This is a genomic window from Microbacterium tumbae, assembly GCF_054780175.1.
The window spans coordinates 381,640-394,830 of record NZ_BAAGWV010000004.1 but is presented as its reverse complement, the minus strand read 5'-3'; the positions used below and the strand labels follow the sequence as shown (position 1 = coordinate 394,830).

General features: G+C 68.6%; 10 protein-coding genes and 1 tRNA gene. 10 read left to right on the top strand and 1 reads right to left on the bottom strand.

The window, feature by feature from the left end:
- The first annotated feature begins 70 nt into the window (after positions 1-70).
- The 4 genes from ACYVGQ_RS16830 (at position 71) to ACYVGQ_RS16815 (ending at position 7,496) form a co-directional block, all read left to right on the top strand.
- A complete protein-coding gene (locus ACYVGQ_RS16830) occupies positions 71-451 on the top strand; it encodes a cold-shock protein (RefSeq protein ID WP_460785831.1) in 381 nt (126 codons plus the stop codon).
- Complete coding sequence (locus ACYVGQ_RS16825; RefSeq protein WP_460785830.1) at positions 435-1,052, top strand: DUF3027 domain-containing protein; 618 nt, start codon at positions 435-437, stop codon at positions 1,050-1,052. The genes ACYVGQ_RS16830 and ACYVGQ_RS16825 overlap by 17 nt, the downstream gene beginning before the upstream one ends.
- 446 nt (positions 1,053-1,498) lie before the next feature.
- Positions 1,499-5,641 carry a DUF7507 domain-containing protein gene (locus ACYVGQ_RS16820; protein ID WP_460785829.1) on the top strand — a complete coding sequence of 1,381 codons (4,143 nt, stop codon included), beginning with the start codon at positions 1,499-1,501 and terminating at the stop codon, positions 5,639-5,641.
- Positions 5,642-5,897: 256 nt separating this feature from the next.
- On the top strand, positions 5,898-7,496 hold the full coding sequence (locus tag ACYVGQ_RS16815) for a helix-turn-helix transcriptional regulator (protein WP_460785828.1): 1,599 nt from the start codon (positions 5,898-5,900) through the stop codon (positions 7,494-7,496).
- Between the two features lie 204 nt (positions 7,497-7,700).
- On the opposite strand, the gene serC is transcribed toward ACYVGQ_RS16815, so the two are convergent.
- Complete coding sequence (gene serC, locus ACYVGQ_RS16810) at positions 7,701-8,813, bottom strand: phosphoserine transaminase (protein WP_460785827.1); 1,113 nt, start codon at positions 8,811-8,813, stop codon at positions 7,701-7,703.
- Positions 8,814-8,912: 99 nt separating this feature from the next.
- Here serC and ACYVGQ_RS16805 point away from each other — a divergent pair, with 99 nt between their 5' ends.
- From ACYVGQ_RS16805 to ACYVGQ_RS16780, 6 genes are all read left to right on the top strand, one after another.
- Entirely contained in the window at positions 8,913-9,614 is a 702-nt protein-coding gene (locus ACYVGQ_RS16805) for a metal-dependent transcriptional regulator (protein ID WP_460785826.1), read from the top strand.
- 253 nt (positions 9,615-9,867) lie between these two features.
- Positions 9,868-10,677: a M23 family metallopeptidase gene (locus ACYVGQ_RS16800; RefSeq protein ID WP_460785825.1), complete on the top strand. Its 810-nt coding sequence runs from the start codon at positions 9,868-9,870 to the stop codon at positions 10,675-10,677.
- 305 nt (positions 10,678-10,982) lie between these two features.
- Complete coding sequence (locus ACYVGQ_RS16795) at positions 10,983-11,480, top strand: HNH endonuclease (RefSeq protein ID WP_460785824.1); 498 nt, start codon at positions 10,983-10,985, stop codon at positions 11,478-11,480.
- A gap of 342 nt (positions 11,481-11,822) precedes the next feature.
- Positions 11,823-12,389 carry a cysteine hydrolase family protein gene (locus ACYVGQ_RS16790; RefSeq protein WP_460785823.1) on the top strand — a complete coding sequence of 189 codons (567 nt, stop codon included), beginning with the start codon at positions 11,823-11,825 and terminating at the stop codon, positions 12,387-12,389.
- Between the two features lie 13 nt (positions 12,390-12,402).
- A tRNA-Arg gene (locus ACYVGQ_RS16785) sits at positions 12,403-12,474 on the top strand.
- Between the two features lie 287 nt (positions 12,475-12,761).
- On the top strand, positions 12,762-13,190 hold the full coding sequence (locus ACYVGQ_RS16780; protein ID WP_460785822.1) for a hypothetical protein: 429 nt from the start codon (positions 12,762-12,764) through the stop codon (positions 13,188-13,190).
- The last annotated feature ends 1 nt before the right edge of the window (position 13,191 follow it).

The following is a 13,191-nucleotide window of genomic DNA, read 5'->3' as shown; positions in this document are numbered from 1 at the left end:
GTAGGCTGGGGGAAGGGCAAGCCTTTCGGCGTGCCCGCACATCGACAGCATCAACCAGCGAGGTTCTCCCATGCCCACCGGCAAGGTCAGGTTCTACGACGACGAGAAGGGGTTCGGCTTCATCGCCAGCGATGACGGCCAGGACGTCTTCCTGCACGCCTCCGCCCTGCCTCAAGGAGCGGCGGTGAAGTCGGGCAGCCGCGTCGAGTTCGGCGTGGCCGACGGCAAGCGCGGTCTGCAGGCGCTGTCCGTCCGCGTGCTCGAGGCTCCCGTGAGCCTCTCCAAGGCGAAGCGCAAGCCGGCCGACGACATGGCGATCATCGTCGAAGACCTCGTCAAGCTCCTCGACAGCATCGGCGGCGACCTCCGCCGCGGTCGGTACCCCTCCTCGAGTCACGGTCGCAAGATCGCGGCAGTACTGCGCAAGGTGGCCGATGACCTCGAAGCCTGAACCGGACGAGCGACTGCTCGCCGCCCGTGATCTCGCGCTCGCCGCGCTCCACGAGATCACGCCCTCGTCGACCGTCGGGCCTGCGGCCGGATATCTCCTCGAGGACGACGGCTCGGTGTCGCTGCGCTTCGAGAACCGTCTGCCCGGCTACCCGGGCTGGTTCTGGACGGTCACCGTCGCGCGCGTCGAGGACGAGGAGCCGACCGTGCTCGAGGTCGAGCTGCTTCCGGGGGAGGGCGCGCTGCTCGCCCCCGACTGGGTGCCGTGGGCGGAGCGGCTCGCCGAATACCGAGCGCATCAGGCCGAGCTCGCGGAGCAGGCCGCCGCGGAGGCCGTTGCGGCCGACGAGGATGCCGAGGACGCGGTCGACGCCGAAGGAGATCTCGACGACGAGGACCTCGAGGACGCCGATCTGGACGATTTCGATGAGGACGACGACGTGATACCGCGTCTGCACGCCGGCGATCTGGACGGCGTCGACATCGATGAGCTCGACGATTCGGTGCTCGAGGGCGAGGGAGACGATTCGGTGCTCGAGGATGATCTCGAGGCCGCCCCTGACGACTCGGAGGCGTCCGGCGACGTCTCCGAAGAGGAATAGTCCCTCCTCGCGCTGCTCTTCCCTGAGTCGCGCTGCTGCTCCCCGCGTCGCGCTGCCGTCCCCCGCACGCGCGGCGGAGACTTCCACCGCGCGGGGAGAGAAGGGCCGCGTGCCCCAGGAATGAGCAGCGCGAGCCTGCCGGACTCTCCGTCCCCGACGAGGAGCCGTGAGGCATCCTGCCCGCAACCGCGCGAGAGGCCCCCGGTCACCGCGCCTCGCCGCTGACGATCCGTGCCTTCTCGACTGGGTACATCGCTGGGTATAAACGGGCGCCCGGGCCGCGATCACCACCGGTGCGCTCATAGCGTTTCGATTGCGCAGCCTCAAGGCCGTGCAATCGGCGAGCCCGGCCCCCGTTCTCGAATCCCCAGAATTCCCACCCCAGGCGAGGGGCCGGGCCGCCACCGAGGGAGCAGGTCGCTCCACTCGACAGGGGAGATGAATCAATGAGCACGGACAGGGAGCGACAGGACGTCGCCATCGCCAAGAACAGGCTCGCCCGCCTGGTCGCCGCTGTACTGGGCTTCGCGCTCGCGGTGCTGGGGGCTATCTCGCTGCCGGCAGCCGCCGTCGCAGCCTCGGGGACGATCAACTCGCTCGAGCTGGTGACGGTCTACGACGGCGCCCAGGTGCCCAACGAGTTCGACGCCGGGGCGGAGAACGGCGTCGTCGCGAGCAACGACGTCGTCGGCTTCCGCTGGAACCTCAACGCCACCGATCTCGGCGACGGCGTGTTCACGCAGACCCTCCCCGAAGGGTGGGCCTGGGACGAGTCCTCGCTCGCCTCGCTCGACAGCTCGAGCAGCGTCTACCAGGCCGGATACACGCTCTCCGGTGACGGCCGCACGCTGACCGCGACGATCAGCACGGGCAATGGGACGGGGAACCCGAGCGTGCTGAGCTTCGGGGTGCTGGTGGCGATACCGTCCGGCGACGTGCCGAACGGCAGCGTGTACGAGCCCGCCGTGACCGCCGTCGTCGGCGAGGATGCGCGCACCGCTGCCACGGACCCGATCGAGGTGCGCAACGCACCCCGGGCCGAGCTCACGAAGACGCGCGGAGGCAACAACATCCTCAGCACGTTCGATTTCGGCGACGGTGCGGGGGCGGTTCCCGCGCGGTACATCGACTTCCCCGTCAGCATCACGGATGCCGTCGGCAAGATCGGCGCACACAACATCGAGCTCCGGCAGCCGGTGGTCGTCGACGACGCCTTCACGCTCCAGGCCCCCGAGGGCTATGAGGACGCGCGGTTCGTCGCGCAGATCGTCTCGATCTCCGAAGAGGGCGCCACCGTCGAGCTCGCGCAGTCGGGGAACGCGGCGACGCTCACCTTCGACGGCTTCGCGAGCATGCCCTCGGCAACGGCGACGGTGCGCCTCTGGGTGCGCGAGTCCGAGGTGCCCGTCGACTCGCTCGGCGCGATCAGGCTCGTGAACACCGTCACGCCGCGGGACTGGACGGACACGGATGGCGAGGCGGTCGGCGAGGACGCGGACGGCAACACCGCCGAGGGGACGGTCCTCAAGCCGCCGCCCTTCGGAGCGATCGCACGGAGCAAGAACATCTACCTCTTCGACGATCAGGAAGGCGACTTCTCGATCCCGGCCGACCCTTCGCGTTCGGGGCAGCCCTACACGAACGTGAGCGGTGCGGAGATCTCGCTCGGCAGCACGGTCGCCTCCCGATTCGTCGTGCGGCCGGCGGTCGACAGCACCACGAACACGACGACCGCGGCGGACGACCTGATCGCCTACGACTTCTGGGATCCGGCCGAGCAGAGGATCGTCGAAGGCGCCGATATCTATGTCGGCAACAGCACCGGGAGCGCATCCCTCGCGGCGGGGGACTACACGATCCAGTACACCGCCGGCGGCGACTCCGAGAACCCCGAGGACAACTCCTGGGTCGCCTCGGTCGCCGAGGCGGGCGGCACGACGGCCGTCTCCGGGATCCGCGTGGCGTACACCGCCGGCGCATGGGGCGACGGCACGCCGGCGGCGACATCCTCCTTCACCGTGGCGGTGCCCTTCACGATCGTGGCCCCGCTCGGCACGAGCGCCACGGATCACGCCAGCTGGACCTTCACCGACGGGGAGGGGACGCCGCGCGAGTCGGCGGTCACCCAGTTCGTGAACGTCGGCTCGTACCGGCTCCTGCTGGACAAGGCCGCGGATCGGTCCTCCATCGTCAGCGGGTCGGACGTCACCTATACGCTGACCCCTGCGGTCGAACGAGCCCTGGGCGCGATCGAGGACGTGGACGTCCGCGATCTGAGGATCGTCGACACGCTTCCCGCAGGTCTCGTCTCGGTGGACACCAGCGAGGTGGCCGCACCGTGGCAGGTGACGCGCAGCGGCAGCGCGGAATCGGGTCTTGTGCTCACCTTCGCCTACGACGGCGTCGTTCGGACGGGCGATGAGCTTCCGAGCATCTCCTACGTCGTGACCACGTCGGTCCTCGCGCCGGCCGACAGCAGACTCGTGAACACGGCGACGATCGACGCTCTGGGCACCACCCAGCCGGTCAGCGCACGCACGGATGCCACGACCACCACGGTCTTCCAGGCCCAGGTCGTCACCGAGGAGAAGGTCGTCGTCGGAGAGGAGCAGATCGAGGTCGGCGACCCGCAGGCGTCCTGGGAGACCCGCTGGTACAACTTCCAGAGCAGCTCCCAGGGCGAGAGCTACTTCGTCGATGTCCTGCCCTATGACGGGGATGCCAGGGGGACGGGCTTCTCCGGCACGGCGAAGCTCGCGACGGCGATCGTGACCGACGGAGCCGGAGCACCGGCGGCCGAGGGATACGCGACCCTTCAGTACACGACCGATCCCGCATCCGACGTCTACGCCGCCGAGGCGAACGACGCATCGATCGACTGGGCCGACGCCGACGGCGTCGACCTCGCGGAGATCGACGGCGTGACCGCCCTCCGCGTGATCGTGCATGATTTCGCGAGTGGGGAGCCGGGCCTCGGCGGGCTGCTCGTGACCCTGGACGTCGAAGGGCAGCGGGACGGCGACCGCTACGTCAACACGACGAACGGCTGGCTCGGCGTGAACGGTCTGCTCGGCATGAGCAATCCTGCGGAGATCACCGTCGTCGACTCGTCCATCGCGGGCATCGTCTGGGAGGACCTGAACGCCGATGGAGTGCGTGACGAAGGCGAGCCGCTGATCGGCGGCGCGACCGTGCGTCTGCTGGACGCGGCGGGCGAGGAGGTCGCGGTCGTCGAGACCGGAGCCGACGGGGGATACCTCTTCCCGGCCCTCCACTCGGGCGAATACCGCACGGTCGTGGACGTCTCCGGCCTCGGCTTCCCGGCGAACCACGTCGTGTCCAACACCTACGACCTCGACGGAGACCTCGACAGCGACTCGGGGGCGATCCAGCTCGCGAAGGCCGAGGATCGCATCGCCGTCGACTTCGGGTATGCGACGCGCGTCTCCGAGATCGACCTCGAGAAGAGCGGTCGGCTCGCCGGCGACGCCCGTGCCGGTGAATGGGTGGACTGGGAGTTCACGATCACGAACACGGGAGAGAACCCGCTGACGTCGGTCGAGCTCGTCGATCATCTGGACGGCGTCGTCGACCTGCAGGTGCAGTGGCCCGGCGAGGAGGGCGTGCTCGAAGCAGGCGATTCCGCTCCGGCGACCGCTCGCTATCAGCTGACGCAGGAGGATCTCGACCGCGGGTTCGTGCACAACACGGCGACGGCCTCGGGGCTGGATCCGAACGGGACCGTCGTCGAGGATCCTGCCGACGCGACCGTGACCCTTCCCGAGGGCGGATCGCTGCTGCTGGAGAAGGAGGGAGCGCTCCTCGGCGATGCCGCGGCGGGCGGAGAGGTGCGGTGGAGCTTCACCCTCACCAACACCGGCAACGTGACGCTCTCCGGGTTGCAGATCCACGACGAGCTCGAAGGGCTCGGCGAGATCGTCTGGCAGGAATGGCCTGGGGAGGCCTTCGCGCTGGCGCCCGGTGAGAGCGTCACGGCGTCGGCGGGCTACGCGCTGACGCAGGACGACGTCGACGCCGGCTGCGTGGTGAACGTCGCGGACGCCGACGGACGAACGCCTGCGCTGGCGGCAGCGCCGTCGAACGAGGACGACGCACAGGTGTGCTTCACACCGGCGAGCTCGATCGCCCTGGTCAAGCTGACCAACGGCGTCGAGTACGAAGAGGCCCCGGGCGCGCAGCTCGCCGTGGGCGACGCCGTCGAGTGGAGCTACATCGTCACCAATACGGGGGATACGACGCTCCGGAACGTGCAGCTCGTCGACGATCCCGAAGGGCGCATCGCGCCTCCCGAGGGCTTCGACGGCACGCTCGCGCCCGGTGAGTCGGTGACGTTCACCGCGCAGGACGTCGCGATCGAAGGCGGGTACCACAACGTCGCGGTCGTGACCGGGACGACCCCATCCGGGGGACCCGTCACCGATGAGGACGAGTCCTGGTACACGGCGGAGGAGCGGCCCTCGCTCGCCATCACGGGCGGTCAGGCGGCCTGGCTCCTCGCACCGCTCGCCGCAGGAGCCCTGCTCATCGCGGTCGGGATCGCGATCATGAGGCGGCGACGCGGCGCATAGGCGCGAGCGGAGGCTCCGCTGACCCGCGGCGTATGCGTCAGGGTCAGCGGAGCCTTCGCGTGCCTCGCGCCGTCGCTGGGACGATATCGAGCGGAAGCACGTCCCCCGCGCGGGTGCTGCGACGGCGGGAGCCGTCGTGGTGCGAGGACACCGACTGTTCTGGGGGACGGACACTGCGTGCGCGCGGTCAGGGGGCGTTCCTCCGCGAACTCGAAGACTCCGTGTCGGTCATCGTGCGGGTAGGGGAGGATCCTCGATGGATCGCGGCGGCCGACAGGCGGCGAGAAAGGCGGAGGAGGTCTTCCGCAACCGCTGGTACGACCTCGACGAGGACCATGTCCGGCTGATCCTCGACGCCGTGGACGCCCTCGACGACGAGTCGCTGGGCGAGCGGCCGCTGCTCGTGACCGCCGGCGTGATCGCCTATCAGCTGAAGCGGACTCGGCCGGGGGCGCCGGTCGAGTCGGGAGCGCTCTTGGAGCGCTTCGCTTCGGTCGTCGAGCGGTTGGGCGGGCGGGCGCACGCGGACGCGGATCCCACGAGCGCGACGCTGCGCATCCTCATGAAGATGGTCAGCGCGCGGTGGCGGGGCGACTACGGGAGAGCAGTCGAGTTGACGGAGCTGCTCAGGGACAGATCCCTGCGGGGCAGTCTGAAGGATGCGGTGCTCGATCGCGGGACGGAGGAGATCCGGCCCGGTCAGATCGCTCTGCAGTGCGGCGTGACCGAGCTGCTGCGCGGCGATCTCCCGGCGGCGATGCTGCACTTCATCGAGGCGCACAGAGCAGGAGGCGATCCACCGCATCGTCACTTCGCGAAAGTCGGCGCCATGGCCAACGCGGCTATGACCGCCGCCGTGGACGGACAGGCGGACCTGACCGCCCGATGGCTGGATCGGATCGGACGCGCCGCGCCGGTGCCGGACTGGTGCGAGGAGGCGATCCTCGCGGGCGCGACGATCGCCCGCGGCATCCTCGCCGCGGACCGCCTCGATCTGACCGAGGCGGGGCGATACGCCGCCGATCTGACCAGACTCTCGGAGGGTTCGGAGCTCTGGCCGTTCGCGATCTACGCCCAGTGTTCATCGGACTTGATGAGGGAGGAGCCGGTCCGTGCGCTGCGAAGACTGAGAGAGGCCGGCTTCGAACGAGGGCGACGAGGGGCCCCGGAATCGATCGCCGGCGGCATCCTGCTGCGCGCTCGTCTCGACGCGCTGCTCCTGAACGGCGAGGGGAGCATGGTCCTCCGTCTCTCCGAACGGCACGGCGATCCGGTCCGGACCCTGGTCCCCCGGGCGCGGACCCATCTCCTCGCGGGCGACGCGATCACGGCGTCGCGAATCGCGGCCAGGGCGCTGCGGACGGCGGATCTGCCCAAGCGGGACCTGTGGGAGTCCCATCTCATCAGTGCGGTCGCCGAACTGCGGCTCGGCGACCGCACGGAGGCGCGGATGCGCTTCGGCCAGCTGGTGCAGGCGGCTCCCGGCAGCCTGCCAGCGCTGCTGCACAGGGCGCCTCGGGGCGACATCGAGGATCTCTACACGCTCATCGGCCGGACCCCTCCTGCCGAGGCCATGGCGGCGGAGGATGCGAATCCGGTCGAGATCGTCACTCTCACGCCCAGGGAGAGCCACGTGCTCATGCTGTGGGTGGGCGGGATGAGAGCGGGTGAGATCGCGCAGAAGGAGGTGGTGTCCGAACACACCGTCCGCACCCAGATCAAGCGCATCTACCGGAAGCTCGGGGTGAGCTCGCGCACCGAGGCGGTGCGACGAGCGCATCTGCTCGGGATCCTCGATGTCGACCGCGATGCCCCGGACGGCGTCCGCTCGCCGAGGAAGCGCTCGTCGCGGTGACCTCTCCTCCGCGTCCCGCTCCCTGCGGATTCGACGATCCCTCCGAAGGGGAGTAGTCGCTCCTCGCGCTGCTCTTTCCCGAGTCGCGCTGCTGTTTCCTTCGTGCGCTGCGGAGATTCCTGCCGCGCGGGGAGAGAAGAGCCGCGTGTGTCAGGAACGAGCAGCGCGAGCGCGCGGACATCGCGGAGGAGGATCGGGGGTCGCTCAGCCCTCCATGTGCGCGAGGACGTAGTCGATGGACCGGATGAGCTGACGCACGTCGTCCGGCTCGATCGAGACGAACGTCGCGATGCGCAGCTGGTTGCGCCCGAGCTTGCGGTACGGCTCCGTGTCGACGATCCCGTTCGCGCGCAGCGTCTTGGCGATCGAGGCGGCGTCGATGCTCTCGTCGAAGTCGATCGTGACGACGACAGGGGAGCGATGTGCCGGGTCGGCGACGAAGGGCGTCGCGACGGCTGACGCTTCGGCCCAGTCGTACAGCGCCTGCGAGGACTCCGCCGTGCGCGCTCCCGCCCAGGCGAGTCCGCCGTTGCCGTTGATCCACTCCAGCTGGCTGTGCAGCAGGTGCAGGGTCGTGAGCGCCGGGGTGTTCAGCGTCTGGTTCAGGCGCGAGTTGTCCACGGCGTTCTTCAGGCTGAGGAATTCGGGGATGTAGCGATCGGATGCCGCGATCCTCTCGATGCGCTCGATCGCGGCGGGGGAGACCGCGGCGAGCCAGAGCCCGCCGTCCGAGCCGAGGTTCTTCTGCGGAGCGAAGTAGTAGACGTCGGTCTGCGCGACGTCGAAGTCGATGCCGCCCGCCGCGCTGGTCGCATCGATGACGGTCAGGGCGCCGGCGGCCGCCACACGCTCGACGGGAGCCGACACGCCGGTGGAGGTCTCGTTGTGCGGCCAGGCGTAGACGTCGACGCCCGGGACCTGCTCCGCGGACGTGCGCGATCCGGGCTCGGCGTCGCGGACGTCGGGCGCGGTCAGCCACGGAGCCGCCGCCGCGGCGGCGAACTTGCCGCCGAACTCACCGAAGACGAGGTTCTGGCTGCGGCTCTCGATGAGGCCGAAGGCCGCGGCGTCCCAGAACGCCGTCGATCCGCCGTTGCCGATGACGATCTCGTATCCGTCCGGCAGGCGGAACAGTGCGGAGAGCTGCTCCCGGACGCTGCCGACCAGGTTCTTCACGGGCGCCTGGCGATGCGAGGTGCCGAGGATCGAGGACCCCGATGCGATCAGGGCCTCGAGCTGCGCCGGGCGCACTTTCGAGGGACCGCAGCCGAAGCGGCCGTCATCGGGCAGGAGGTCACGGGGAATCTCGATCGCCATAGGTCGATTCTAGGTCCGGATGCCTGCGCTGCCTCGCCGCGTGGCAGCGCTCATGTCCCACGAAGAATGTAGGCTTGCCTAAGAACCTTCGGAGGGCTCATGACCGATCTGATCGACACCACGGAGATGTATCTCCGCACCATCCTCGAACTTGAGGAGGAGAACATCGTTCCGCTGCGCGCGCGCATCTCGGAGCGCCTGGGTCACTCCGGTCCGACCGTCTCGCAGACCGTCGGCCGCATGGAGCGCGACGGCCTCGTCGTCGTCTCGGAGGATCGCACCCTCGAGCTCACCGAGTCCGGCCGGCGCAAGGCCGTCGACGTGATGCGCAAGCACCGTCTCGCCGAGCGGCTGCTCTCCGACGTGATCGGCCTCGACTGGGCGTTCGTGCACGAGGAGGCGTGCCGCTGGGAGCACGTGATGAGCGAGCAGGTCGAACGACGTCTCGTCGAACTGCTCGGCCACCCGACCGAATCGCCCTACGGCAATCCGATCCCCGGGCTCGATCAGCTGGGCGACCTTCCTGCGCGCACGTTCGATGAGGGCGTGATCGGTCTCGTGCAGAAGCTGAACGCGGCGGGCGAGTCCACCCAGGGCACCGTCCGTCGACTCGCCGAGCCGGCGCAGGTCGACCCCGAGCTTCTCGAGCAGCTGCGCGACGCGGGCGTCGTTCCCGGCGCACTCGGCTCGTACCGCTACAACGAGGGGTATGTGCTCATCCAGATGGAGGACAACGAGCAGAGCCTCGAGCTACCCGTCGAGCTCGCCTCGCACATCTTCCTGGTCGGCGAAGAGGCCTGACGACCCTGTCGGCGCGGCTGCTGAAGCATCCGCGCTCGGGGGATTGCCAGGCTCTGAGGGTGACAGGATCGTTATCTTCCGGTAACCTCGGACAGGTCGCCAGCGAAGAAGCCCGCTGACGGCACCCGACGAAGATCGCCCAACAGGCTCGTCGTCTGCATGAATCGAGTGCCGTCCTGCAGGAAGCGCGTCGAGGAGCAGAGCGCCGACGAGTCAGCGCTGCCCGAGCGCACGGGTGCAGGAGGATCCCCTTTTGGCCGCAGACATCGAGAAGCCCACGACCGCAACCGAAAAGCGCATCACGTCCCGGCGAGATGCCGCACGTCGCGGTCGTCGGGGCTCGGTGACGAAGCCGTTGCGTTCCGTCGCGATCTTCGCGGCGGTCGGAGCTCTCGTCGCAGCCGTCGCTCTTCCCGCCTACGCCGCAACGACTCCGCTCGCGGATTCGACCACCCTGCAGCAGCTCGCCGCTGAGGACGCTCAATCCCTCGTCGTCGCTTCGGAGGCGACATCGGCGCCGATGGATCGGGGGACCTACGCGGCCACCACCCCTGCGGAGATCGAGCAGAAGAAGGCGGAGGAGGCGGCGAAGGCGCGTGCCGCCGCTGCTGCATCCGCGAGTTCCGTGTCCTTCGACACCAGCAAATATGCGCTGACCGCCGCCGGGTCCGGCGAGGTGCGCTATCCGCTTCCTCGGGGCTCCTATTACGTCTCCCGCACGCTGAGCAGCTCGCACAACGGCGCCGACATGGTCGCGCCGGCGGGAACGCCGATCTACGCGGCGGCCTCCGGTGTGGTGCGCGTCTCGAGTGAGAGCTACTACGGCTACGGCGTCGGCATCGTGATCGACCATGTCATCGGCGGTACGCGCGTATCCACGCTCTACGGCCACATGACCTACGGCTCACGGGTCGTGCAGGCCGGTCAGACGGTCGAGGCCGGTCAGCTCATCGGGCTCGTCGGCAACACGGGCCGTTCCTACGGGGCGCATCTGCACTTCGAGGTCCGGATCAACGACAGCCTCGTCGAGCCGATCGCCTGGCTGAAGGCCAACGCCGGCTGACGCCGACACGCCCTGGCCGTTCATCCGCCGTTTCGTCGGTATGCAGGCTGATGGGTTAGCCTGATCCCGTTGTCGCACAGGCGGGAGTCGCTGATGGACCGAATACCGGGCATCCGAACCATGGATGCGCTCGGCCTTCTGGTGCTTCGGCATTGCCCGCAGGGATGCCACGGTGCAGCCGTGCGTGAGAGGCGCTGTCTTTAGACGGCGCCTTTTTTCGTCCCTGCGTGCAGAATTCGTCCGCCCGCGCGACCGAGTGAGTCGAGAGTGCCGGGAAGCCGTCCCGGCGTATCGAGAGGATGAAGATGCGCACACTGGTCCTGAACGCCGGGTATGAGCCGCTCGCGGTCGTGTCCTTCAAGAGAGCGCTCGTGCTCGTGATGAACGAGAAGGCGAGCGTGATCGAGCACGTCGAGGGCGATCCCGTCTGGGCGTCCCATGGCTCCTTCGATCGGCCGGCGGTGATCATCCTCAGTCGCTATGTCCGGGTGCCGTCGTCGCGACGCGTGCCCGTGACGAGGCGCGGTGTGCTGCGACGCGACAATCATCGTTGCGGATACTGCGGCAAAGCCGCGTCCACGATCGATCACGTGCTGCCGCGTTCGCGTGGGGGAGCTGATTCCTGGGAGAACCTCGTCGCGTGCTGCTTGCGCTGCAACAACATCAAGAGCGACCGCACGCCGCAGGAGATGGGCTGGGAGCTCCGCTTCACGCCGCGCCCACCGCACGGCACCGCGTGGACCGTCCGGGGAACCGAGCGCACGGATCCTCGGTGGGAGCCCTATCTGGCGCTCGCCGCCTGAGCTTCCGCGCTCGTCGAGCGCTCTGCCGCCCCGCTCGTCGAGCGAGGACATGCCGGAGCTGCTGTCTCCCTGGTTCGTTGGGCGAGGACATGCCGGAGCTGCCGTCCCCCCGTTCGTTGAGCGAGGACATGCCGGAGCCGCTGTCTCCCTGGTTCGTTGGGCGAGGACATACCGGAGCCCCTGTCCCCCCGGTTCGTTGGGCGAGGACATGCCGGAGCCTCTGTCCTCCCGCTCGTCGAGCGAGGACATGCCGGAGCCGCTGTCCCCCGTTCGTTGAGCGAGGACGCGCAGCGCCCGAGTCGAAACGGGCCGGCCTCTGAGCATCCACGGCAGAATGGCCACATGACGCGTGCTCTCATCGTGATCGACATGCAGCGCGGCTTCGACGACCTCGCGTTCTGGGGGCCGACGGCCAATCCCGAATGCGAGGACAACGTCCGGCGCCTGATCGCGGCGTGGGAGGCCTCGTCCGAGCCGATCGTCGTCGTTCGTCATGACTCGCGCGGGGCGGCCTCGCCGCTGCATCCGTCGAATCCCGGCAACGCGCTCGTGGACGCGGTCGCCGCCGTCGACCCTGCGCTGTTCGTCGTGAAGCAGGTGAACTCCGCTTTCTACGGTACGCCGGATCTGAAGGCCTGGCTCGACGCCGAGTCGATCCAGGAGGTCGTCATCTGCGGAATCCAGACCAACATGTGCGTGGAGACGACGGCGCGGATGGCCGGGAACCTCGGCTTCGTCGTGACGGTCGTGCTCGATGCGACGCGGACGTTCGATCTGGATGCCGAGGTCGCCGGCGTCGGCCGGGTGACCAGATCCGCGGCGGAGATCATGGCGACCACCGCCCTCGTGCTGCAGCAGGGCGGCTTCGCCCGCATCGTGTCGACCAAGGAACTCGTCTCGACTGGGTAGACTGTCAGGGCCAGCCTCTGTAGCTCAATGGAAGAGCAGTTCCGTCCTAAGGAAACGGTTGGGGGTTCGAGTCCCTCCAGGGGCACTTGACGCACAAGGCTCGAACCTTGGCCCTATGAGATCAAGGGCCGGGGCCCGGGCCTTGTCCGCGTCTGCGGCCCAGGACGGCGCAGTTAGTTCCCAGGGAGGGCGAGTTCATCGTCTAGGTGGGCGCGCCTTCTGGTGCTGGCCGGGCGGGTCGTCAGAAGCGACGACTCCCGCTCAGCGCCCCATCACGCTCGAGGTCGGCGATTCCCCCTGCACCCTCGACAGAGTCGACGACCGTCTCAGCGCCTGATGTTGCATCATCACAAATAGGCGGGTACAGCTACCATGAAAAACGTGAGCGCGCTTGATGAGGTGATGGAGTCCGTCCTCCTGGAGGTGGATGGGGCGCTCGGCTGCGCCGTTGCCGATCTGCGTACGGGTGGGCTGCTCGGCGTGGCCCATCATGTCTCGTACTTCACAGAGGAGTACCTCGAGGCGGTTGCGGCGGCGGCGGTCGAGATGTTCCGCGGTTCCACGGTGCGCCGGGTGGAGGATCTGATCTCGGCCAAGCGCGGACGGCCGAGCGAGCGTCTCATCGACGAGATGCAGATGACGACGCGCCACACGATCCATTTCATGATGGTGCTGCCCAACCATCAGGAGGCTGTGGTGGTGCTGATCACCACGCATGAGACCTCGCTGGGCATGGGCTGGTCGGCGACGCGGCGCTCTGTGCTGCAGATCGAACCCATCCTCGACCAGCTCGCTAGCTGAG